General features: G+C 72.9%; 18 protein-coding genes and 2 pseudogenes. 11 read left to right on the plus strand and 9 right to left on the minus strand.

The features are described 5' to 3' along the window. Positions 1-132: 132 nt before the first annotated feature. Together ABZ721_RS34320 and ABZ721_RS34325 are read right to left on the minus strand one after the other, a co-directional pair. Positions 133-255, minus strand: a pseudogene (locus ABZ721_RS34320) (DUF2510 domain-containing protein); the annotation flags it as partial. Between the two features lie 123 nt (positions 256-378). Continuing rightward, positions 379-1,323 carry a LysR family transcriptional regulator gene (locus tag ABZ721_RS34325; protein ID WP_358792711.1) on the minus strand — a complete coding sequence of 315 codons (945 nt, stop codon included), beginning with the start codon at positions 1,321-1,323 and terminating at the stop codon, positions 379-381. Between the two features lie 71 nt (positions 1,324-1,394). Here ABZ721_RS34325 and ABZ721_RS34330 point away from each other — a divergent pair, with 71 nt between their 5' ends. Further along, positions 1,395-2,516 (plus strand): TDT family transporter, encoded by a 1,122-nt coding sequence (locus ABZ721_RS34330; RefSeq protein WP_358792712.1) that lies wholly within the window; start codon positions 1,395-1,397, stop codon positions 2,514-2,516. Here ABZ721_RS34330 and ABZ721_RS34335 read toward each other — a convergent pair. From ABZ721_RS34335 to ABZ721_RS34345, 3 genes and pseudogenes are all read right to left on the minus strand, one after another. Then, entirely contained in the window at positions 2,485-3,225 is a 741-nt protein-coding gene (locus ABZ721_RS34335; RefSeq protein WP_358792713.1) for a helical backbone metal receptor, read from the minus strand. The two genes, ABZ721_RS34330 and ABZ721_RS34335, sit on opposite strands and share 32 nt — an antisense overlap. A gap of 69 nt (positions 3,226-3,294) precedes the next feature. Continuing rightward, positions 3,295-5,922, minus strand: a complete 2,628-nt coding sequence (locus ABZ721_RS34340; protein ID WP_358792714.1) for an ABC transporter permease/substrate binding protein — start codon at positions 5,920-5,922, stop codon at positions 3,295-3,297. Positions 5,923-6,004: 82 nt separating this feature from the next. After that, positions 6,005-6,820, minus strand: a pseudogene (locus ABZ721_RS34345) (glycine betaine/L-proline ABC transporter ATP-binding protein); the annotation flags it as partial. A 196-nt stretch (positions 6,821-7,016) separates the two neighbouring features. Between ABZ721_RS34345 and ABZ721_RS34350 the strand changes: the two are divergent. From ABZ721_RS34350 to ABZ721_RS34395, 10 genes are all read left to right on the plus strand, one after another. Next, positions 7,017-7,964, plus strand: coding sequence for a 5'-3' exonuclease (locus tag ABZ721_RS34350; RefSeq protein WP_358792715.1), 948 nt, complete (start codon positions 7,017-7,019; stop codon positions 7,962-7,964). 203 nt (positions 7,965-8,167) lie between these two features. Next, entirely contained in the window at positions 8,168-9,634 is a 1,467-nt protein-coding gene (locus ABZ721_RS34355; RefSeq protein ID WP_358792716.1) for an ATP-binding protein, read from the plus strand. After that, entirely contained in the window at positions 9,631-10,053 is a 423-nt protein-coding gene (locus ABZ721_RS34360; RefSeq protein ID WP_358792717.1) for a roadblock/LC7 domain-containing protein, read from the plus strand. Before ABZ721_RS34355 ends, ABZ721_RS34360 begins: the two co-directional genes overlap by 4 nt. Continuing rightward, positions 10,050-10,406 (plus strand): DUF742 domain-containing protein, encoded by a 357-nt coding sequence (locus ABZ721_RS34365; protein ID WP_358792718.1) that lies wholly within the window; start codon positions 10,050-10,052, stop codon positions 10,404-10,406. Before ABZ721_RS34360 ends, ABZ721_RS34365 begins: the two co-directional genes overlap by 4 nt. Next, a complete protein-coding gene (locus ABZ721_RS34370; RefSeq protein ID WP_358792719.1) occupies positions 10,381-11,007 on the plus strand; it encodes an ATP/GTP-binding protein in 627 nt (208 codons plus the stop codon). Before ABZ721_RS34365 ends, ABZ721_RS34370 begins: the two co-directional genes overlap by 26 nt. Continuing rightward, positions 11,004-12,248, plus strand: coding sequence for a cytochrome P450 (locus ABZ721_RS34375; protein ID WP_358792720.1), 1,245 nt, complete (start codon positions 11,004-11,006; stop codon positions 12,246-12,248). The genes ABZ721_RS34370 and ABZ721_RS34375 overlap by 4 nt, the downstream gene beginning before the upstream one ends. Beyond that, complete coding sequence (locus ABZ721_RS34380; RefSeq protein ID WP_358792721.1) at positions 12,245-13,474, plus strand: cytochrome P450; 1,230 nt, start codon at positions 12,245-12,247, stop codon at positions 13,472-13,474. The genes ABZ721_RS34375 and ABZ721_RS34380 overlap by 4 nt, the downstream gene beginning before the upstream one ends. 183 nt (positions 13,475-13,657) lie before the next feature. Beyond that, positions 13,658-14,854, plus strand: a complete 1,197-nt coding sequence (locus ABZ721_RS34385) for an alpha/beta hydrolase (RefSeq protein ID WP_358792722.1) — start codon at positions 13,658-13,660, stop codon at positions 14,852-14,854. Positions 14,855-14,936: 82 nt separating this feature from the next. Then, positions 14,937-15,653: a peptidoglycan editing factor PgeF gene (pgeF, locus tag ABZ721_RS34390; RefSeq protein ID WP_358792723.1), complete on the plus strand. Its 717-nt coding sequence runs from the start codon at positions 14,937-14,939 to the stop codon at positions 15,651-15,653. Positions 15,654-15,716: 63 nt separating this feature from the next. Continuing rightward, the gene (locus tag ABZ721_RS34395) at positions 15,717-16,568 is read left to right on the plus strand and encodes a siderophore-interacting protein (RefSeq protein ID WP_358792724.1); all 852 of its coding nucleotides are present in this window, start codon (positions 15,717-15,719) and stop codon (positions 16,566-16,568) included. A gap of 106 nt (positions 16,569-16,674) precedes the next feature. On the opposite strand, the gene ABZ721_RS34400 is transcribed toward ABZ721_RS34395, so the two are convergent. The 4 genes from ABZ721_RS34400 to ABZ721_RS34415 form a co-directional block, all read right to left on the minus strand. Beyond that, positions 16,675-17,454, minus strand: coding sequence for an ABC transporter permease (locus ABZ721_RS34400; RefSeq protein ID WP_358792725.1), 780 nt, complete (start codon positions 17,452-17,454; stop codon positions 16,675-16,677). Then, positions 17,451-18,470 carry an ATP-binding cassette domain-containing protein gene (locus ABZ721_RS34405; protein ID WP_358792726.1) on the minus strand — a complete coding sequence of 340 codons (1,020 nt, stop codon included), beginning with the start codon at positions 18,468-18,470 and terminating at the stop codon, positions 17,451-17,453. Before ABZ721_RS34405 ends, ABZ721_RS34400 begins: the two co-directional genes overlap by 4 nt. 203 nt (positions 18,471-18,673) lie before the next feature. Then, a complete protein-coding gene (locus tag ABZ721_RS34410; protein WP_358792727.1) occupies positions 18,674-19,357 on the minus strand; it encodes a PadR family transcriptional regulator in 684 nt (227 codons plus the stop codon). 181 nt (positions 19,358-19,538) lie between these two features. After that, positions 19,539-22,355: a DEAD/DEAH box helicase gene (locus tag ABZ721_RS34415; protein ID WP_358792728.1), complete on the minus strand. Its 2,817-nt coding sequence runs from the start codon at positions 22,353-22,355 to the stop codon at positions 19,539-19,541. Between the last annotated feature and the right edge of the window lie 28 nt (positions 22,356-22,383).

Consider the following 22,383-nt stretch of genomic DNA (forward strand, 5'->3'; position numbering starts at 1 on the left):
ACTAGTTGCTGGTGCGCCTACCAGACCGGGCCCCCGCCTTTACGTAACTCCCGCCCGGGGGGGGGGGGGGCGCCCGGGCCCGCCCGCGCCGGGGTAGGGCGCGTAGGAGGGGATGCCGGGGGCGCCGACCTGGTCCGCCGGGGCCTGGGCGGTCCGCGTGTACTCGCTCCACGCGCTGCCGTCCCACCACCGTTCCAGGGCCGGGCCGTTGCCTGTGTGCCCGGGCTCTGGATACCAGCCGGGCGGGGTCGTCATCGTCACGGCCGTCACCCTAAGGCCACAGCATGAGAATCCCGTAAGGACGTCGGTCACAGCCAGGTCACGTGACCGGCTTGGCCGAATCCGGGCGGTGGCCCGTACGCACCCCCGGGAGCGTGCTCACGCGGGCCGGCGGGTGAGCGACAGCAGGTCGCGGCCCGGGCCCGCGGGGCGGTGGCCGGTGGGCCAGACGGCCCGCAGGACGCGTTCCAGCGCGACGCCGGCCACCGGGACCTCGACGAGCCGGCGGGCGGCCAGTTCGTCGGCGACCGCCAGTTCGCTGAGGACGGCCGGGCCCGCGCCGCTCAGCGTGGCGCCCTTGAGCGCGGTGGTGGAGGCGAGTTCGAGCAGCGGTACGGCGAGGCCCCCGTGCGCGGCGAGGGCGGCGTCCAGCACCTGGCGGGTTCCGGAGCCCTGCTCGCGCAGGATGAAGGCGGTGGCGGCGAGTTCGGCCGCGGACAGCGGGGTGCGCCGCCGCGCCCAGCGGTGCGAGGGGGCCACCACGACGACCAACCGGTCGTGCGCGATGACCGCCGAGTCCAGCCCGTTCGGCACGTCCGTCCCCTCGACGAAGCCGAGGTCGGCGCCGCCGCCGATGACGCGTTCCGCGACGTCCGCCGAGTTCCCGGCGAACAGCGACACGGCGGTGTCGGGGTGCCGGCCGTGCAGCACGATGAGCCACCCCGGCAGCAGGTACTCGGCGATGGTCATGCTCGCGGCCACCCGCAGCCGCGAGTCGCGCCGGGTGCGCAGCGCCCGCGCCCCGGCGTCGAACGCCTCCGCCGACTCCACGACCCGGCGCGCCCACTCGGTGACGAGCGCGCCCGCGTCGGTGAGGGTGGACCCGGTGGGCGAGCGGTTCACCAGCGCGACGCCCAGCTGCCGTTCCACCGCGCGCACCCGGCTGCTCGCGGCCGGCTGGCTGATGCCCAGCTCGCGGGCGGCCCGGCCGAGGCTGCCGAGGCGGGCGACGGCGAGCAGCAGCTCCATCGCGCCGAGGTCGGGCACCCGGTGGGCCAACCCCGCCCGGGGGACGCGGTCGCCGGTGTCGCTGCCTGTGCTCATAAGCCCAGGTTATGCCCCTATAGCCGGCCGCCGCCTTCCGGCCGGGCCACCGGGCGGGAAGGGTGGACAGCATGGCAACCACCCTCGCCCCGGTACCGGCCCGCGCCCTCCACGACCTGGAGATCCGCCCCGGCACCCTGCGCCACCTCGGACCCAACTGGTACGCCGCCGTGATGGGCACCGCCATCGTCGCCGGCGCGGGCGCCGCGCTGCCGCTGCGCGTCCCCGGCCTGGCCGCCGTCTGCACCGCCGTCTGGGCGCTCTCCGCCATCCTGCTGGCCGCCCTGCTCACCGCCCGCGCCCTGCACTGGCACCGCCACGGCGACCAGGCCCGCCGGCACCTGCTGGACCCGGCCGTGGCCCCCTTCTACGGCTGCCTGCCGATGGCGCTGCTCGCGGTGGGGGGCGGCGCCCTGAGCACGGGCTCCCCGCTGATCGGGCGGACCGCGGCGATCGCCGTGGACGCGGCGCTGTGGACGGTGGGTACCGCCGGCGGGCTGCTGGTCGCGGCGGCGGTCCCGTATCTGATGATCACCCGGCACCGCGTCGAGCCGGGCAGCGCCTCTCCCGTGTGGCTGCTGCCGGTGGTCGCGCCGATGGTGTCGGCGGCGCTCGGCCCGGCGCTGATCGCGCACCTGCCCGCGGGGCAGTGCCAGGAGGCGATGCTGCTGGGCTGCTACGCGATGTTCGGGCTGAGCCTGCTGGGCACCTTGGTGATGCTGCCGCTGATCTGGCAGCGGCTCGTGCAGCACGGACCGCTGCCGATCGCCCTGACGCCGGCCCTCTTCCTGGTCCTCGGCCCGCTCGGCCAGTCCACGACCGCCGTCAGCCAGCTCGCCGACACCGCGCCGGGCGTCGTCGGGGCCCCGTACGCGGCGGCCATGGGCGCCTTCGCCGTGCTCTACGGCGTGCCGGTGATGGGCTTCGCGCTCCTCTGGCTGGCGCTCGCCGCGGCCTTCGTGGTGCGCGCAGCGCGCCGCGGCCTGCCGTTCGCGATGACGTGGTGGGCGTTCACCTTCCCCGTCGGCACCTGCGTCACCGCCACCGCGGGCCTGGCCCACCACACCGGCCTCGCCGCCTTCGGCTGGCTGGCGACCGCCCTGTACGCCGCCCTGGTGGCGGCCTGGGCCGTCGCCGCCGCGCGCACGGCCCAGGGCCTGCTCAACGGGTCGCTGCTGACAGGGCCGCGCTGAGCGCGGCGGGCGCGTCGACGAGCGAGGGGCCGTACCAGGTGAGGTGGCGGCCGCCGACGAGGGCGGCGGGCAGGCCGGGGAAGGCTTCGGGGCCGTCCTCGGCGGTGAAGGCGTACGGCTCGTCGGGCAGCACCACCAGGTCGGCGCCGGCGGAGCGCAGTTCCTCGACGGGGATCGCCGGGTAGCGGTCGGCGTGCGACGCGTGGACGTTGTCCACGCCCAGCCGGGCGAGCAGGTCGCCCGCGAAGGTGTCGCGGCCGAGCACCATCCAGGGCCGCCGCCAGATCGGGACGACCGCGCGCAGCCGCCGCCCGGGAACGGGCAGGGCCCGCCAGGCGGCCTCGGCCGCGTCGAGCCAGCCGGGGCGGTCGAGGCCGCAGCCGTAGACCAGCACCCGGTGCAGTTCGGTGAAGGCCTGGTCGAGGTCGCGGATCTCGGTGACGAGGACCGGGACACCGGCCGCCCGCAGTTCCGCGAGGTCCGGCGCGCGGTTCTCCTCCTCGTTCGCGATCACGAGGTCGGGCGCCAGGGCGGTGATCCGGGCGGTGTCCGGGTTCTTGGTCCCGCCGATCCGGACCACGTCGAGCCCGGCGGGGTGGGTGCACCAGTCGGTCGCGCCGACCAGCAGCTCCGGGGCGCTCTCCGCCACCGCCTCGGTGAGCGAGGGAACGAGCGAGACCACGCGCCGTACGGCAGGACGATTCGTCACCGTCCCACCGTACGGCGCCCGGTCGGAGCCCGGCCGCGCGGCGTCAGGTCGCGCGGCCGGGCGGTCTGGTCAGGAAGCGACCGGCGCCATGGCGTCGACGATTCCCGGGTTGGCGGCGATCCACTTCTCGACGCCCTGGGCCTCGTGGCCCTGGCCGGCGTCCTGGATCCGCTGCTCCAGGCTGCCGAGCTGCGCCTCGGTCATGTGCCAGTTCTTGAGCCAGCCGGCGAACTCGGGGAACTTCTGCGGGAAGTCCTTGTGCGCGAGGGTCTTGATCTGGTTGTTCGCGCCGAAGGACTGCTGCGGGTCCGCGAGCTTGGTGAGCCGGTACTTGCTGTAGGCCCAGTGCGGGGACCAGAGCACGACCGCGACCGGCTCCTTCTTCGCGTAGGCCCGCCCCAGCTCGGCCAGCATGCTCGGCGAGCTGCCGGTGGTGACCTGGTACTCCTTGTCCAGGCCGTACGCCGGCAGCACCGTGCTCCTGAGCAGGTTCATCTCGCCGGTGCCCGGCTCGATGCCGATGATGCGGCCCTTGAACAGGCCCGCCTTGCCCTTGAGGTCGGCGAGCGTCCGCACGTCCTTGACGTAGGACGGGACGGCGATCTCCAGCGAGGTCTTGTCGTACCAGGCCCCCAGATCGACGAGGTTGTCCTGGTACTTGTCCCAGTACTGCTTCTGGGCGACCGGCAGCCAGCCGTCGAACTCGACGTCCACCTGCCCGTCGGCCATGGCCGTGAACATCGACCCGACGTCGTACTGCGCCATCTTCGGCTGGTAGCCGCGGCGCTGCAGGACCGCCTGCCACAGGTACGTGGTGGCGATGTCCTCGTCCCACGGGAAGTAGCCGATGTGGGGGGCGGCGCCGGCGTCCTTGCCCGGGGTGTCGCCCGCGGCCTTCTTCACCGGGGCGATCTTGTCGATGACGCCGGGGTTCTTCTTCAGCCAGGCGCGCACGCCGTCCTGCTCATGGCTCTGCCCGGCGTCCTGGATGGCCGCTTCGAGGCTGCTGAGCTGGGCCTCGGTGAGCTTGAAGTCCTTGAGCCACTGGGCGACCTGCGGCTCCTTGGCCGCGAAGCCCTTGTGGGCCAGGGTGTGCACCCCGTCGCCGGCGCCCCAGGCGCCCTGCGGGTCCTTGAGCTTCTTCAGGCCGTACTTGCTGTAGGCCCAGTGCGGGGACCACAGGGTGACGACGACCGGCTCCTCGGCCTTCAGCGACCGGTCGAGCTGGGCGAGCATGCTCGCCGTGCTGCCGGTGGTGACCTGGTACTCGCCCTCCAGGCCGTACTGCTTGAGGACCTTGTCGTTGAGCGCCTTCATCATGCCGGCGCCCGGCTCGATGCCGATGATCCGGCCCTTGAACTTTCCGCCCTGCCCCTTGAGGTCGGCGAGCGAGTCGACGCCCTTGACGTAGGAGGGGACGGAGAGTTCGAGGGAGGTCGGGCCGTACCAGGAGCCGAGGTCGTCCAGGCTGTCCTTGTACTTGTCCCAGTACGACTGGTGGGTGGTCGGCAGCCAGGCGTCGGTCTGGAAGTCCAGCTTCCCGGCGGACAGCCCGGTGTAGAGCGCGCCGACGTCGTACTGCGAGAGCTTGGGCGCGTAGCCGCGCTGCTCCAGCGCCTCCTTCCACAGGAAGGTGGAGGCGATGCCCTCGTCCCAGGGGATGTAGCCGATGTTCACCGGGCGGTTGCCGCCGACGTTCTTGCCCTCGGCCGCGGCGGTGTCGGTGCCGGCCGAGCCGCCGAAGACGTTCATGCCGCCCGCGACCAGGGCGAGGACGACCACGCCGACGACCGCGACGGAGGTCTGCGGCCGGTAGCTCCACATGCTGGCGCCGCGCAGCGACGTCAGGGCCGCGCTCGCGCGGCGGCCGAGCGGGGAGACGCGGGTGCCGAGCGAGGCGGTCATCCGGTCCAGGTACATGGCCAGGATGACGACGGAGATGCCGCCCTCGAAGCCCAGCCCGATGTTGACCTGGCTGATCGCGGTGAAGACCGACGCGCCCAGGCCGCCGCCGCCGACCATGCCGGCGGTCACGACCATGGACAGGCCCAGCATGATGACCTGGTTGATGCCGGCCATGATGGTCGGCAGGGCGAGCGGCAGCTGCACCCGCAGCAGGGTGTTGCGCGAGGTGGTGCCGAACGCCTCGGCGGCCTCGATGAGCTCGGGGTCGACCTGCCGGATGCCCAGTTCGGTCATCCGGACGCCCGGCGGGATCGCGAAGACGATGCAGGAGATGACGCCGGGCACCTGGCCCACGCCGAAGAAGAAGATGCCGGGGATCAGGTAGACGAAGGCGGGCATCGTCTGCATGAAGTCCAGCACCGGCCGCAGCACGGCGCTCACCGTGCGGTTGCGGGCCGCCCAGATGCCCAGCGGCACCGCGAGCACGATGGTGATCACGGTGGCGACCAGCACCAGCGACAGCGTCGCCATCGCCTGGTCCCACTGCTGGATCGAGTCGATGAGGGCGAACCCGGCGAAGGTGAGCACGGCCGCGGTCGCGCCGCGCAGCCACAGGGCGATGACCGCGAGGATCCCGGCGAGCAGCAGCGGCGCGGGGGCGCCGAGTACGGCGTCCAGGCCGTCGTACATCCCGGACACGACGTCGGTGATGACGTCGAAGAGCCAGGCGAAGTGGTCGCGGAGGTAGGTGACCGCGCTGTCGATCCAGTCACCGAGGTGGAGTCTAGGCACCGGTCGACTCCTTCTTCACGTTCTTCACGAGGCCGGCGGACGGAACAGCCGGCGAGGCGGCCGTGGATGCTCCCTGACCTGCCAGCACCCGGGCGCGGTCCACGTCCTCCATGAAGGAGGCGACGTAGGAGTCGGCGGGCCGCAGCAGCAGTTCCTCGACGGTGCCGTTCTGCACGATCCGGCCGTCGCGCATGACCGCGATCCGGTTCCCGAGGCGCACCGCCTCGTGGGGGTCGTGCGTGATGAAGACGATGGTCTTGCGCAGGGTCTTCTGCAGGTCCACCAGCTGCTGCTGCATCTCGCGGCGGATCAGCGGGTCCAGCGCGCTGAACGCCTCGTCCATCAGCAGGACAGGGGCCTCGGTGGCGAGCGCGCGGGCCAGGCCCACGCGCTGCTGCATACCGCCGGACAGCTCGTCGGGCCAGGACTTCTCCCAGCCGCCGAGCCCGGTCAGCTCCAGCGCCTCGCCGGCCCGGCGCTCACGTTCGGCACGGGCGACGCCCTGCACCTCGAGGCCGTAGGCCGCGTTCTCCAGCACGCTGCGGTGCGGGAAGAGCGCGAAGTGCTGGAAGACCATGCTGATGCTGTGCGAGCGCACGCGGCGCAGTTCCGTGTCGTTGAGCGCGGTGAGGTCCTGGCCGTCGAAGAGCACCCGGCCGGCCGTGGGCGGAAGCAACCCGTTGAGCGTCCGCAGGAGAGTGGACTTGCCCGATCCGGACAGGCCCATGACGACGAAGACCTCGCCCTCCTGCACTTCGAACGACGCGTCGATGACGGCGGCGGTGACGCCGTCCTCGCGCAGCTCGTCCCGGTCCGCACCGGCTTCGAGCCGGCGGACCGCTGCTTCGGGTTGTCGCCCGAAGATCTTGTAGAGATGCTCGACTTGCAACCTTGACACAAATACCTCACGGCTCGCAGGAAGAGCGACGCACAGCCCCCGCTCGTGGGTCGCCCACTTCAAGACCCGCCGCTGCCCGCGATCGCCCGGGGCAAACCCAACGGTGACTCAGGTCACCTGCGGCCCCACGCGGGGCGCGGGCGGCGCGGCGGCCGAGCGCCGTGCCGGTGTCCTACGCGCGTGCCATGCTGGCCGCGTGACTGAAGCGCGCCCGAACAAGCTGCTCCTGCTCGACACCGCGAGCCTGTACTTCCGTGCCTACTTCGGCGTCCCGGAGTCGGTGAAGGCACCCGACGGCACGCCCGTCAACGCGGTGCGCGGGCTCCTGGACTTCATCACCCGGCTGGTCACCGACCACGGCCCCGACGAGATCGTCGCGTGCATGGACGCCGACTGGCGGCCGCAGTGGCGGGTCGACCTCATCCCCTCCTACAAGGCGCACCGCGTCGCGGAGGAGGCCCCCGCGGGCGCGTCGGGTCCGGACACCGAGGAGATCCCGGACACGCTCTCCCCGCAGGTGCCCGTCATCGAGGCGGTGCTCGACGCCGTCGGCATCGCGCGCGTCGGCGTCGCGGGCTACGAGGCGGACGACGTCATCGGCACGCTCGCCGGCCAGTCCCTGTGGCCGGTGGACATCGTCACCGGCGACCGCGACCTGTTCCAGCTCGTCGACGACGCGCGCGGCGTGCGGGTGCTCTACCCCCGCAAGGGCGTCGGCGACTGCGACCTGATCACCGAGGACGTCATCCGCGAGCGCTACGGCGTCCGCGCCGACCAGTACGCCGACTTCGCGGCGCTGCGCGGTGACGCCAGCGACGGCCTGCCGGGCGTGAAGGGCATCGGCGAGAAGACGGCGGCGCAGCTCATCGGCGAGTACGGCGACCTCGCGGGCGTCCGGCGCGCCGCGGCGGACCCGGTCTCGAAGCTCACCCCCGCCAAGCGCAAGGGCATCGTGCAGGCGTCGGCGTACCTGGACGTCGCCCCCAAGGTCGTCACGGTCGCCCCCGACGTCCCCCTCCCCCCGTTCGACCCGGCGCTCCCGACCGAGCCGGCCGACCCCGAGGTCCTCGAATCCCTCGCCGACCGCTGGGGCCTGGGCAGCTCCCTGACCCGCCTCCTGACCGCCCTGGCCGAGGCCCGTTAGGGCCCAGGCGCCACGCGAAGGGTGACAACTTCGCGACGCAGTACGACAGTTCGGACAGAACAAGTCCTCAGTCGGCCAAAATCCAAAGGATCTTCTCGCAAAACAGTGCGAGACCAGTCGTACGCGGTGTGTACTGTGCGGATCCGCTTTCGGGGCGGATCCGCACTCTTTCCCCGCTCCCTGATCTCCCTGAGGTCCATTCGATGATCGAGATACCGGACCTGGCCGCCGGCGGCCTGGCCGCCGGGACCGTGTTGGCGTTCGTCCTGGGGGGCGGGCTGCTCAGCTCGCGCCGTCATCGGGCCCGGCAGGGCGAGGAGATCGCCGCCCTGCGCTCGCACCTGGACGGCGCGCGGCAGGAAATCGGCCGCTCCTCCGAGGCGTTCACCGCCGAGATCGTCCATCTGGCGAACCAGCGCATGCCCGCCGAGGCCACCCGCGCCGCCCACCCGCACATCCAGGTGCCGGGACCGCTGCACCCGGAGGTCGAGGGCACCCCGGTGGGCGCCGGCCTCGACAGCGTCCTGGAGGGGCTGCTGACCGCCATCGCGCAGGAGCGCCGGCGGGTCGACGCCGCCGCCCGCGCGGGCATGCGCGGCGCCACCCGCGACATCCAGGCCGGGCTGTACCGGCTGCAGGACGTGCTGCGGGGCATGCAGGAGCGCTACGACGACCCGGAGTTGTCGCAGACGCTCTTCGCCCTCGACCACGAGAACGAGCAGTCGCTGCGGCGCGCGCAGGTCACCGCCGTGGTGTGCGGCGCCTGGGTGGGGCTGGCCCGTGAGGAGTCCCACCTGGTGGAGGCGGTGACCGGTGGCCAGTCCCGGCTCGTCGGCTACCACCGGGTGCAGATCAACAACCACCTGGAGTCGGGCATGGCGCTCGTCTCGCACGCCGTGGAACCTGTCGCGATCATCGTCGCCGAACTCCTCGACAACGCGCTGCGGCACTCCGCCCCCGACACCGAGGTCGTGGTGCACCTCGAACGCGCCCACCACGGCGTCTCGATCACCATCGACGACGCCGGGGTCGGCATGGCCGCGGACGAACGGGCCTACGCGCAGCGGATGGTGGCGGGACGCGACCCGATCCTGCTGTCGGAGCTGGGCGACCCGCCCCGGATGGGCCTGGCGGCGATCGGCCAGCTGACCCGCAAGTTCGACCTGGCGGTCGACCTGTCGTCGCCGTCGCCCTACGGCGGCGTCCGCGCGGTGCTGCTCGTCAAGAACCACCTGCTCAGCCGGATCGACCCGGTGGAGCGGCCGCCCGCGGCCAGCACCCCGCGCTCCACCCGTCCGGAGCCGCCCGCCGAGCCGCGGACCGTGACCCACGGCAGGGCGGCGGTCGCGCTGCCGCCGGCCCCGGCCGCCGCGCACGGCCCCGCCGTCACCCACGAGCCGGCGCCGGACGGCGACGCCCTGCCGCAGCGGCGCCGCCGGGTCCGCGCCGACGCCGCGACCGCCCACGTCCGGCCCGACCTCACCACGTCCGACCACGGGACCCCCGGCCTCGGCGGCGCCGACCACGGCAGGACCGAAGCCGCCGAGTCCGCCGCGCCGCGGCTGCGGGAGCGGACCCCCGAGGAGGCGGCCGCCGCTCTCGGAGCCCTGCAGTCCGGCACCGCCGCCGCCCGATCCGCACTCGAAACCGAAGGGAACGACGCGCGATGACCAGCCGAGAAGCCGGTGACACGGCGTGGGTGCTCGACCCGATCCTGGAGATCCCGCACGTCCGGGCGGCCGTCCTGCTCACCCGTGACGGCCTGGTCTCCGGATTCTCCGCGGACCTGTCCCAGGCCACCGCCGAGCGCACCGCCGCGATCACCAGCACGGTGCAGGGCGCGTGCCGGGCCGCCGCCGCGGCCTTCGCCGACCGGACCGACGCGCAGATCCGCCAGATCGTCATCGAGTCCGACCACGGCTACATCCTGGTGGCGCCCACCGCGCACGGCACCGTCGTGGCCGCCTTCGGCGACCCGGAGGTCCGCCTCGACCTGCTCGCCCACCGGGTGCACTCGCAGGTGGCACGGCTCGGCGAGAAGGCGATGGCCGCCGCGCCCCGGGGAGTCGATGGCGGCTCTCCGGTATGACGGGCCGCCGGAGCGGCCGCCCCCTGGTCCCCGCCTACCTGTCCACCGGCGGGGTGGCGCGGCCGACCCGCAACAGCCTGGAGCGCCTCTCGCTGCTGACCGGCGACGAGCACGTCCCCGACGGGCTGCCCGCCGCCCGGCACGCGCTGCTCAAGGCGCTGGACGGCGGCTCGCTGACCGTGGTGGAGGCCGCGGCCGTGCTGGAGCTGCCGGTCTCCGCCGTCCGCGTCCTCGCCGCCGACCTGATCGACCTGGGGCTGGTGACCGCCCGCCCGCCGGTACCCCCGGCCGCCCTGCACGACCCCGACCTGTTGAAGAGAGTGGCCGATGGCCTCCGCGCCCTCAAGCAGTAGCCCCGCCACCGGCACCGCCACCGACGGCCTGCACCTGCCGGACACCGCCCGCGACCTGGTGAAGATCCTGGTGGCGGGCCCCTTCGGGGTGGGCAAGACCACGCTGATCGACTCGGTCTCGGAGATCCGTCCGCTGCACACCGAGGAGCACATGTCCGAGGCCTCGGTCCAGGTCGACGACCTGGCCGGGGTGCGGGACAAGACCAGCACCACCGTCGCCATCGACTTCGGGCGGGTCAGCCTCGCCGGCGGCGTCGTGCTGTACCTGTTCGGCACCCCCGGCCAGGAGCGCTTCCGCTCCCTGTGGGCGGACATCGCCTACGGGGCGCTCGGCGCGCTGGTGCTGGTCGACACCCGCCGCATCGACGACTCCTTCGACGTCCTCGGCCTGGTGGAGGAGACCGGACTGCCGTACGCGGTGGCGCTCAACACGTTCCCCGACTCGCGGTCCTACACCGAGGACCAGCTCCGCCGCTCCCTGGACCTGGATCCCGGCACGCCGATGGTGAGCTGCGACGCCCGGGACGCCAACTCCTCGATCGACTCGCTGCTCGCCCTCGTCCAGCACCTGATAGCCCGCGACCGTCCGGAGACCTGGTGAACCCCTCTCCCTACCCCGCCCCCGCCGAGACCTTCTCGCTGTCCGCGCCGGTGCGCCTGTGGGAGGACGGCTTCGCCGCCGACCCGCACGCCTACTACGCGACGCTGAAGGCCCAGGGCCCGATCGGCTGGGCCGAACTCGGCCCCGGCATCCCCGCGTACGTCGTCACCGACCGCCGCGCGGCGCTGGAGGTGCTGCACGACCCGCAGACCTGGTCGCACGACCCCAGGCCGTGGGAGGCCACGGTCGCCGAGGACTCGCCGATCCTCGGCATGATGCGCTGGCGGCCCAACACCCTGTTCTCCGACGGCGACGCGCACATCCGCTACCGCCGCACGCTGGTGGACGCCTTCGACCTGGTGGAGCCGCACGACCTGCGCGAGCGGGTGCACCACGCGGTGGACGTCCTGGTGAACCGGTTCGGCCCGGCCGGCAGCGCCGACCTCGTCGGCGACTTCGCGCGCCCCCTGATGTCGCTGATCTTCAACAACCTCTTCGGGCTGCCGGACAGCGAGAGCGGGCGGCTGGAAGCGGCGCTCGGCAAGATGATGGAGGGCGGCGCCGACTCCGCCCAGGGCGAGGCCGAGTACGGCAGTTACGTCATGGGCCTCGTCGGCGCCAAGAGCGCGCAGCGCGGCGAGGACCTGACGAGCTGGCTGCTGGACCACCCGCTGGAGCTGACCCCGGAGGAGGTCGTCTGGCAGGTCTTCCTCACCCTGGGGGCCGGCCACGAGCCCAGCGCCAACCTCGTCTCCAACGCCCTGTCGCGCATCCTCGGCAACCCCGCCTACTACTCGACGCTGACCAGCGGCGCACGCCCGGTCATGGAGGCCGTCGTCGAGGTGCTGCGGTACGAGACGCCGCTGGCGAACTACGGCATCCTCTACGCCCGCGAGTCGTTGAGTTTCCACGGCGTGTGGGTGCAGGCGGCCGTGCCCGTCGTCGTCTCCTACGGCGCCCTCGCGCTCTTCTCGGAGCAGGAGTTCGCCGGGACGCACCACCCCAAGGACGCCTCGCACCTGTCGTGGGGGGCCGGGGAGCACGCCTGCCCCGTCAAGCAGTCGGCCCTGCTGATCGCCACCGAGGCCATCGAACGGCTCACCCAGTGGCTGCCCGACCTGACGGCGACGACCCCGCGCGAGGACCTGACCTGGCGCCCGGGACCGTTCCACCGCTCCCTGAAGGCGCTGCCCGTCCGCTTCACCCCGCGTATCCCCGACCAGCCAGGAGACCGAGCATGACCGTGTCCCCCCGTGTGGCCATCGACCCGTTCGGAGCCGACATCCCCGCCGAGAGCGCGCGGCTGCGCGCCCTCGGCCCGGTGGTGGCCGTCGAACTGCCGGGCGGGATCCCCGCCTGGGCGCCCACCGGCTACGACACCCTCAAGGCCCTGATCCTGGACCCACGGGTCAGCAAGGACCCGCGCAAGCACTGGTCGCTCTTCGCGGAGGTCGGCGAACACCCGGCATGGGGCTGGATCATGGGCTGGGTCGGCGTCGTCAACATGCTCTCGACGTACGGCCCCGACCACACCCGGCTGCGCAAGCTCGTCGCCCCCAGCTTCACCGCCCGGCGCACCGAGGCGATGCGCGCCCGGGTGGAGGCGATCACCGCCGAGCTGCTGGACGGGCTGGAGGCCGCGGGCGCCTCGGGCGAGCCGGTCGACGTGCGGGCCGGCTACGCCCACCCGCTGCCCATGCAGCTGATCTGTGAGCTCTTCGGCGTCCCGGACGACCTGCGCGAGGACACCGGCCGGCTGATCGCCGCCATCATGGACACCTCCGACCCCAGCCCGGAGCACGCCGCCTTCGTCCAGCAGCAGATCGGCACCGTGCTGCCCGCTCTCATCGGCTACAAGAGCGAGCACCCCGGCGACGACATGACCACCGAGCTGATCAAGGTCCGGGACGAGGAGGGCGACCGGCTCAGCGACGAGGAGCTGCTCTACACCCTGCTCCTGGTCATCGGCGCCGGCTTCGAGACCACCGTCAACCTCATCGGCAACGCCGTGGTCGCGCTGCTCCAGCACCCCGACCAGCTCGCGGCCGTCTGCGCCGGCGAGATCGGCTGGGAGGGCGTCATCGACGAGGTGCTGCGGGTCGCACCGTCGATCGCCTCGCTCCCGCTGCGGTTCGCGGTCTCCGACATCACGGTCGGGGACGTGACGATCCCGGCGGGCGACGCCATCGTCACCACGTACGCCGCCTCGGGCCAGGACCCGGAGCACTACGGGGAGGACGCCGCCGAGTTCGACGCCGCCCGCAAGTCCGACGACCACCTCGCGTTCGGCATCGGCGTCCACCGCTGCATCGGCGCCCCGCTCGCCCGGATGGAGGCCCTCACCGCGCTCCCCGCGCTCTTCGAGCGCTTCCCCGACCTGCGACTGGCGGCCACGGCGGACGAGTTGCGGCAGGTCCCGTCGTTCATCGCCTACGGCTGGCAGGAGATCCCGGTCCGGCTGCGCTAGACCGCGAGGACCGCCACGGCCGCGGCGCTGCTCCGCCGGGAGTAGCCGCCGCGGCCGTGCTGCCGCGACCGGAGTACGGCGGGCCCCTCCTCGCGCCGGACGCGACGGGACGGGTCCGGGGGCGAGAGTGGTGCGGCGGGGCGGAGCGCCTTTGACGGACCACCGACGACCGGGACAGCAGCCGTGGACCACACACGAACGAACGACGGGCGCGCGCAGGGCGACGGGCCGGAGGAGCCGGAGGAGAACGACGGGCCGGAGCAGGGCGGCCGGCCCGGGCCGCATCACGAGCCCGCGCCGGACGGCAAGCCCGGGGCGGGCGACGAGCGCGGGGCGGACGACGAGCGCGGGGCGGGCGTCCTGCCCGGGCCGGGCTTCCGGCCGGGGGTGCCGCCCGCCGCTGCCGCGCCCCGCTCCCGGCTGCGGCGCTGGGCCCGGCGCACCGCGCTGACCTGCGCCGGACTGCTGGTGGCGGTGACCGCCGCTTCGTTCGCGTACAACGCGGTCACCTCCGGCCGGGCCGCGCCGCCGCCGGGACTGACGTACGTGGAGGCTGCCGGGATCCACACCCGCTACGAGGCGTGGGGGACGCAGGGCACGCCGGTCGTCCTCGTGCACGGCGCGTTCGAGTCGGCCGACACGTGGTCGCGGCTGGCGCCGCTGCTCGCCCGCGACCACCGGGTGTACGCGCTGGACCTGACGGGCTCGGGGTACAGCGAGCGGAGCGGCCCGTACACCGTCGACCACCTCACCCGGCAACTGCTCGGCTTCCTCGACGCGATGCGGCTGGGCGGTGCTCCCGGCGAGCGCCCGGTCCTGGTCGGCCACTCCAGCGGCGCGGCGATGGTCGCCGAGGCGGCGCTGCGCGCGCCCGGATGGATCGGCGGGGTGATGCTCCTCGACGGCGACGCCCTCGACACGGGCGCGGGGCCGCCGCCCGGGCTGCGCTACGTACTGATCGACCCGTACCGCACCACCCTGCTGCGGCTCGGCCTCGGCTCCGACTGGCTGATCCGCAGGGTGTACAACGCCCAGTGCGGGCCCGGCTGCCCCCGGCTGGAGGGCGCGGAGCTGGACCGGTGGCGGCGGCCGCTGCGGGTCGCGGGCGCCGAGGGCGCGCTGTGGAGCATGCTCGGCGAGGGCGTGCCCGGCATGTCCGCGGAGCGGCTGACGGGGCTGCGCCGGGTGGACCTGCCCAAGGCCGCGGTCTTCGGCGAGGGGGACGACGTGTTCAGCGCGCGGACACCGGCCGAGACCGCCGAGCGCATCGGCGCCCCCGCCCCGACGCTCATCCCGGGTGCCCGCCATCTGACGATGATCTCCAGCCCGGACGCGGTCGCCGCGGCCGTGGAGAGGCTGGCCGGCCGCACCGCGCGGTGAGTTCGCGGCGGCCGCCGGCTCCGGGGCGGGCCGGCCGAGCCCGTACGCTGCTGGCACAGGCCGACCCCGAGGGAGACTGCGCATGGAACTGGCGCCAGGAGTGCGGTACGCCGTCACCGACCGGCACGGCGGGGTGAGCAGGGCCCCGTACGACAGCAGGAACCTCGGCGGCGCCACCGGCGACGATCCGGCGGCCGTCCGCCGCAACCGGCAGCTGACCGCGTCCGAGCTGGGGCTCGACCCCTCCCGTGTGGTGCTCATGCGCCAGGTGCACAGCGCCACGGTGGCCGAGGTGACCGAGCCCTTCGGCCCCGACGCACCGCCGCTCGACGCCGTCGTGACCTCCGAGGTCGGCCTCGCGCTGGTCGCGCTGGGGGCCGACTGCGCCTCGGTGCTGCTGGCCGACCCGGTGGCCCGGGTCGTCGGCGCCGCGCACTCCGGGCGGGTGGGAACGGTGGCCGGCGTCGTGCCCGCGACCGTCGGCGCCATGGTCGCCCGGGGCGCCGACCCGGCCCGCACCGTCGCCTTCGTCGGGCCGACCGCCTGCGGCTCCTGCTACGAGGTGCCCGACGCCATGCGCGAGGAGGTCTGCGCCACGGTCCCCGAGGCATGGGCGACCACCGCCCGGGGCACCGCCGGACTGGACGTCCGGGCGGGCATCGCCGGGCAGCTGACCCGGGCCGGGGTGACGCGGATCCGGCACGACCCGCGCTGCACCATCGAGTCGAAGGAGCTGTTCTCGTACCGGCGGGAGCAGACCACGGGGCGGTTCGCGTCCTATATCTGGCTGACGGCGTAGCACCGTCATCAGTTAGGCTTACCTAAGTTGCTTTGAGTCATCCGACGAAGGTGGGAACAGTCCATGGCGGACCGTCCGGCGCGCAGGACCCCGAAGCTCAACCGGGCGCGCGTGCTGCGCACCGAACGCATCACCCCGCACATGATCCGCGTGGTGCTCGGCGGCGAGCAGCTCGCGGACTTCGGCGCGGGCGAGCACACCGACCACTACATCAAGCTGCAGTTCCCGGTGGACGGGGTCGCGTACCCCGAGCCCATGGACCTGGAGGCGGTCCGCCGGGACTTCCCCCGCGACCAGTGGCCGCGCACCCGTACCTACACCGTGCGCGCCTGGGACCCGGAGGCGGTGGAGCTGACCGTCGACTTCGTGCACCACGGCGACGAGGGCATCGCCGGTCCGTGGGCGGCCCGGGTGCAGCCCGGTGAGCACGTGCTGTTCGCCGGCCCCGGCGGCGCCTACTCCCCCGGCGAGGACGCCGACTGGCACCTGCTCGCCGGCGACGAGAGCGCACTGCCGGCCATCGCCGCGTCCCTGGAGCGGCTGCCCGAGGGAGCGGTCGCGAAGGCGTTCATCGAGGTGGCGGGCCCCGAGGAGGAGCAGGAGATCGTTCCGTCGGGCAAGGCGGACATCGTCTGGCTGCACCGCGGCGACCGGCCGATCGGCGCCGCGCTCGTCGAGGCGGTGCAGGCCCTGGAGTTCCCGGAGGGCACGCCGCAGGCCTTCGTGCACGGCGAGGCGACGTTCGTGAAGGAACTGCGGCGCCATCTGCGGATCGACCGCGGCCTGGAGCGCGAGCAGCTCTCCATCTCCGGCTACTGGCGGCGCGGCGCCGACGAGGACGGCTGGCAGGCGTCCAAGCGCGAGTGGAACCAGCAGGTCGAGCTGGAGCAGGAGCAGGAGTCGGCCACGGCCTGAGGCCGGAGGCCGGAGAACTGCGGACAGCGGCGGCCGGGCCCGGATGATTCCGGGCCCGGCCGCCTGCGTTCCTACGGGTCCTACGTTTCTACGGGTCCTACGGTCCTCAGACCGACTTCTGGTACGCGCGGAAGGAGCGGGTGGACAGCCACAGCGCGGCCACCGCGAGCGCCAGCAGCGCGCCGCCGCGGCTGAGCACCAGACCCCAGTCGGGGTCGGTGGCCATGGCCGAACGTCCCGCCACCAGGGCCCAGTTGACCGGGTTGAAGGCGGCGACGTGCCGCATCCACGAGGGCATCAGCGTCACGGCCATGAAGGCCGAGGACAGGAACGTCAGCGGCAGCAGCAGGAAGGTGTTGATGCCGATGATGCTCTCGCGCTGGCGCACCAGCATGCCGAGCGCGTTGGAGAACGCGCCGAACACCGTACCGAGCAGGATCGCCGCGACGACCAGGACCAGCAGCCCGGTGGCCCCGCCCGGGTAGTCGGCGCCGCCCAGCTTGCCCAGCAGCACGATCACCACGGACTGCAGGGCGGTGCTGATGCCCTGCTGCACCACATTGGCGTTCATCAGCGCCGCCCGGCTGACCGGGGTGACCAGGAAGCGGTTGAGCGTGCCGCGTTCGATCTCCTCCAGGGTGCCCATGCCCGCCCACATGCTGGAGGACAGGGCGCTCATGACGACCACGCCCGGCACCAGGTAGTCCAGGTAGGACGTGGTGCCGAAGCCGCCCAGCTCGACGACCCGGCGGAACAGGGAGCCGAAGAGGAAGAGCCAGATCACCGGCTGCACCAGGGTGATGACGAGGAAGGCCGGCTGCCGCAGGATCGCCATCAGCTGCCGCTGCGTCATGTACCAGGTGTGGTTCAGGGTCGCGGTGCTCATCGGGTGCCTCCGGCGGTGGCGGGGACGGGGGCGCCGTCACCGGCGTCGGCGTCCGCGAAGCGGCGGCCGGCGTAGCGCAGGTAGACGTCGTCGAGGGAGGGCCGGGCCACGGTCACGGAGGCGACGGCCGCGCCCTCGCGCTCGAGGACGGCGAGCACGTGCGGCACCGCGGAGGGGCCGTCGTCGGCACGGGCCCGCAGATGGCGTCCGTCGACGACCGCCTCGCGGACGCCGGCGAACTCCGACAGGGCGGTCTCCAGCAGCCGGGCATCGACCGCGCCGGTGTCGTCCCGCAGCACGACCTGGACGGCGTCGCCGCGCAGTTCGCCCTTCAGCTCGTCCGGGGTGCCCTCGGCGACCACTCGGCCGCGGTCGACGATCGCGACGCGCTCGGCGAGCCGGTCGGCCTCTTCGAGGTAGTGGGTGGTCAGCAGAATGGTCAGGCCCTCGTCGCCGGCCAGCCGGGAGATCTCCTCCCACATGGCGGTGCGCGCCTCGGGGTCGAGGCCGGTGGTGGGCTCGTCCAGGAAGAGCACCTCGGGCCGGTGGACCAGCCCGATGGCCACGTCCAGCCGGCGCTGCATGCCGCCGGAGTACGTCTTGACCAGCCGCTTGCCGGCGTCGGCGAGGCCGAAGCGGTCCAGCAGCTCGTCGGCCCGCCGGGCCAGCCCGGCGCCCCGGAGCCCGTAGAGCCGCCCCTGCAGGATCAGGTTCTCCCGGCCGGTGGCGACGGGGTCGGCGCCGGACTTCTGCGCGACCACGCCGATGGCGCGGCGGACCCGGTCGGGGTGGCGCAGCGCGTCATGGCCGGCGACGGTCGCGGTCCCGGAGTCGGGGCGGGCGAGGGTGGTGAGGATCTTGACGGTAGTGGACTTGCCGGCGCCGTTGGGGCCCAGCAGTCCGAAGACCGTTCCGGTCCGGACGGTGATGTCCATGCCGTCCAGGGCCGTGACGCCGCCGGGGTAGGTCTTGATCAGTGCTTGTGCCGCCACTGCGGGCGCGCGGGTGGTCGTCATGACGTTCCTCCGCATGTCGAAATTCGGTGTATACCGAACCGATCGCGGGAAGGGAGCCGGGCTATCCTGGGTGTGCCGCACCTGAATCGCCTGGCACCTGCTTCACGCGGTTGTCCGGTCGATGGGTTACGCCTCCGGCGTCCGCTGTTCGCGCAGCGGGCGCCGGAGTTGTCGTTTTCGGGGGTGCTCCCCCCGCTCCGGCGTCAGAGTTCTTTCATGTGCTCCCGGAACTGCTCGCCGATCCCGGAGTCGGCGACCTGTTTCTCGATGTCCGCCCACTCGCCGGGGATCTCGCCGCTCTCCTGCCAGGACCGCCACTCGGCGACCCCGGAGACCGTCCCCTCGGCGACCTCGGCCAGGAAGCCGCGCGTCCAGGCGATCTCCGCCTCGATCATGTGCACCTGGTACTCGGTCTCGATGAGGAACATCCGGGGCAGGTCCCCGTCCAGCTTGCCCAGCACGCCGCGGATGGCGGCGACCTGGATCTCCAGCTTGGCGACCCGCTCCTGGAGCAGCCCGACCGCCTCGTCCGGCGGCAGCATGAGGATCAGCGACAGCGCCGCCTCGAAGGCGGGATACTCCCGAACGGGCACGGCCACCAGGTCCGCCAGCCAGTCGTGCATCTCCACCCGCCCGGCCCCGGTCAGGCCGTACAGCGTCCGCTCGGGGCGGTTCCCCTGCCGCTGGGTGCCGGCGACCTGGACGAATCCGTGCTTCTCGAGGTTCTGGACGACGGTGTAGAGCGACCCGTAATTGATCTTGATGCTCTGCTCCTTGCCACGCTGCCGCAGCACCTGCGCGATCTCGTACGGATGCATCGCCCGCTCCCCCAACGTGGCCATCACCGCCAGCGCCAACGGATTGGACAACTTCCGCCGCTTCGCCATCACCCTCACCTCGCTCCCGTATATCCGTAGCCGAGCATATCGCGTCTGCACAGCTCTCGACAAGCGCGATACATCGCGAGTTTCGCACGGAGATGTCGTGTCGCTGGGGGGCAGCCTGGCACAACGAAAACCCCGCCCACCGGAAGAATCCGATGAGCGGGGTGACGGGCTTCGGCCGGGCTCAGCCCACCGATGAGTAGGCGACCACGCCTCGGCGGAGGGCTTCCACTGCCTTGCGGGCCGTTCTGCGGACCGGGCTGTCGTCCGGGGCCGCGTCCGAGATCTGGCCCAGGACGTCGATGACCTGCTTGCACCAGCGGACGAAGTCGCCGGCCGGCATCTCGGCGTCGCCGAGGACCTGGTCCAGGCCGTGGCCCGACGCCCAGCGGTAGACCGGCCAGGCGAAGCCCAGGTCCGGTTCACGCTGGCCGACGCCCTCGGTCTGGTGGATCCGGTGGTCCTCCTCCAGCGCGTCGAGCCGGCCCCAGATCCTGACCATCTCGGCGAGCGCCTCCTTGGCGTTGCCGGTCGGGAGCTTCGGCGCCAGCGCGTCGTCGGACTGGCGCGCCTCGAAGACCAGCGCCGAGACGCACGCCGCCAGTTCGGCAGGCCCCAGGCCCTCCCAGACGCCCTCGCGCAGGCACTCGCTGGCCAGCAGGTCCAGCTCGCCGTAGAGCCGGGCCAGCCGCTTGCCGTCGGCGGTGACCTGCTCGCCCTTGAGGTAGCCGAGCTCCGTCAGGAGCCCGCAGATCCGGTCGAAGGTCCGCGCGATGGTGTTGGTGCGGCCCTCGATGCGCCGCTCCAACTGCTTGGTGTCGCGCGCCAGCCGGTGGTACCGCTCGGCCCAGCGCGCGTGGTCCTCGCGCTCGTCGCACCCGTGGCAGGGGTGCGCGCGGATCTCGGTGCGCATCCGGGCGATCTCGGTGTCGTCGGCCGCCGCCGCCCGCGACTTGCGGTGCCGCTCCGGCTCGTAGTGCCCGGCCTTGGTCCGCATCGCGGAGGCCAGGTCCCGGCGCGACTGCGGGCTGCGCGGGTTGAACGACTTCGGGATCCGCATCCGGTCCACCGCGGCGACCGGCACCGGGAAGTCCATCTGCGCCAGCCGCTTGACCTGCCGCTCGGCGGTGAGCACCAGCGGACGCGGGCCGTCCTGATGGTCCTCGTGCCGCCGGTGGCCGGGGCTGCGGCCGGCCGGGATGCCGGGTTCGAGCACCAGCGCGAGCCCGGCGTACTTGCCCGCCGGGACATGGATGATGTCCCCCGGCTTGAGCTTCTCCAGCGCGTCCGACGCCGCGGCCCGGCGCTGGGTCATGCCCTGCCGCGACAGCTCGGCCTCGCGCTCCTTCAGCCGGCGGCGCAGCGCCATGTACTGGTCGAAGTCACCGAGGTGGCAGGTCATCGACTCCTTGTAGCCGTCGAGCCCCTCCTCGTTGCGCTGCACCTGCTTGGAGATCCCGACGACCGACCGGTCCGCCTGGAACTGCGCGAAGGACGTCTCCAGCAGCTCCCGCGAGCGGTGCCGCCCGAACTGGCCGACCAGGTTGACGGCCATGTTGTACGACGGCTTGAAGGACGAGCGCAGCGGATACGTCCGGGTGCCGGCCAGGCCCGCGACGGCGCCCGGGTCGAAGCCGCGCTGCCACAGCACGACGGCGTGGCCCTCGACGTCGATCCCGCGGCGGCCGGCGCGGCCGGTGAGCTGGGTGTACTCGCCGGGGGTGATGTCGGCGTGCGTCTCCCCGTTCCACTTCACGAGCTTCTCGAGGACCACGGAGCGCGCCGGCATGTTGATGCCCAGCGCCAGCGTCTCGGTGGCGAAGACCGCCTTGACCAGGCCCTTGAGGAACAGCTCCTCGACGACCTCCTTGAAGGTCGGCAGCATGCCGGCGTGGTGGGCGGCGACGCCGCGCTCCAGGCCCTCCAGCCACTCGAAGTACTTCAGGACGTGCAGGTCCTCGTCCGGAATGGCCCGGGTGCGCTCCTGGACGATGGCCCGGACCCGCTCCCGGTTCTCGTCGCTGTTCAGCCGCAGCCCCGCGTACAGGCACTGCTGGACGGCCGCCTCGCAGCCGGCCCGGCTGAAGATGAAGGTGATGGCCGGCAGCAGCCCCTCGTTGTCGAGCCGCTCGATCACGTCCGCGCGGCTCGGCGTCCACACCTTGCCGCCGGCACGGCGCTCGCGCTCCCGGTCCGCCTCGTAGCCGCGCTTGTAGCGGTCGCGGGGGTGGACCGTGCGCTGGTTCTCCATGCGGGCGAGGCGGACGAGGTCGGGGTTGACCTCGCGGCGGGCGGTCTCGGCGGCGCCCTCCTTCTCCTCGAACAGGTCGTACATCCGGCGGCCGGCCAGCACGTGCTGCCACAGCGGCACCGGACGGTGCTCCGAGACGATCACCTCGGTGCTGCCGCGCACGGTGTCGAGCCAGTCGCCGAACTCCTCGGCGTTGGAGACCGTCGCCGACAGCGACACCAGCGTCACCGACTGCGGGAGGTGGATGATCACCTCTTCCCAGACGGCGCCGCGGAAGCGGTCGGAGAGGTAGTGCACCTCGTCCATCACCACGTAGCCGAGGCCGTCGAGCGCCGAGGATCCGGCGTAGAGCATGTTGCGCAGCACCTCGGTGGTCATCACGACCACCGGTGCGTCGCCGTTGACGCTGTTGTCGCCGGTCAGCAGGCCGACCTTGTCCGCGCCGTAGCGCTTGACGAGGTCGCTGAACTTCTGGTTCGACAGGGCCTTGATCGGGGTGGTGTAGAAGCACTTGCGGCCCTCGGAGAGGGCGAGGTGGACGGCGAACTCGCCGACAATGGTCTTTCCTGAGCCGGTCGGGGCGGCGACCAGCACTCCGCTTCCGGCCTCCAGAGCCTGACATGCCTCGATCTGAAACGGATCCAGGTCGAAGTCGTACAGCGCGCGGAACGGCGCGAGGGCAGTGGCCTGATCGGCCGCGCGACGCTTGGCTGCGGCGTAGCGCTCGGAGGGGGACATCTCATCGCTCATCTTGTCTCCGAGCGTACCGGCCCCCACC

This window comes from Streptomyces sp. NPDC006733 (assembly GCF_040636125.1).
In the GTDB taxonomy this organism is placed as follows: domain Bacteria; phylum Actinomycetota; class Actinomycetes; order Streptomycetales; family Streptomycetaceae; genus Actinacidiphila.

Excerpts from the sequence above, each read along its gene's own strand:
- ABZ721_RS34380 (WP_358792721.1), top strand. The coding sequence starts at position 12,245 with ATGACCGTGTCCCCCCGTGTGGCCATCGACCCGTTCGGAGCCGACATC.
- ABZ721_RS34410 (WP_358792727.1), bottom strand. The coding sequence starts at position 19,357 with ATGGCGAAGCGGCGGAAGTTGTCCAATCCGTTGGCGCTGGCGGTGATG.
- ABZ721_RS34360 (WP_358792717.1), top strand. The coding sequence starts at position 9,631 with ATGACCAGCCGAGAAGCCGGTGACACGGCGTGGGTGCTCGACCCGATC.
- ABZ721_RS34415 (WP_358792728.1), bottom strand. The coding sequence starts at position 22,355 with ATGAGCGATGAGATGTCCCCCTCCGAGCGCTACGCCGCAGCCAAGCGT.
- ABZ721_RS34330 (WP_358792712.1), top strand. The coding sequence starts at position 1,395 with ATGGCAACCACCCTCGCCCCGGTACCGGCCCGCGCCCTCCACGACCTG.
- ABZ721_RS34365 (WP_358792718.1), top strand. The coding sequence starts at position 10,050 with ATGACGGGCCGCCGGAGCGGCCGCCCCCTGGTCCCCGCCTACCTGTCC.
- pgeF (WP_358792723.1), top strand. The coding sequence starts at position 14,937 with ATGGAACTGGCGCCAGGAGTGCGGTACGCCGTCACCGACCGGCACGGC.
- ABZ721_RS34395 (WP_358792724.1), top strand. The coding sequence starts at position 15,717 with ATGGCGGACCGTCCGGCGCGCAGGACCCCGAAGCTCAACCGGGCGCGC.
- ABZ721_RS34355 (WP_358792716.1), top strand. The coding sequence starts at position 8,168 with ATGATCGAGATACCGGACCTGGCCGCCGGCGGCCTGGCCGCCGGGACC.
- ABZ721_RS34370 (WP_358792719.1), top strand. The coding sequence starts at position 10,381 with ATGGCCTCCGCGCCCTCAAGCAGTAGCCCCGCCACCGGCACCGCCACC.
- ABZ721_RS34405 (WP_358792726.1), bottom strand. The coding sequence starts at position 18,470 with ATGACGACCACCCGCGCGCCCGCAGTGGCGGCACAAGCACTGATCAAG.
- ABZ721_RS34400 (WP_358792725.1), bottom strand. The coding sequence starts at position 17,454 with ATGAGCACCGCGACCCTGAACCACACCTGGTACATGACGCAGCGGCAG.
- ABZ721_RS34325 (WP_358792711.1), bottom strand. The coding sequence starts at position 1,323 with ATGAGCACAGGCAGCGACACCGGCGACCGCGTCCCCCGGGCGGGGTTG.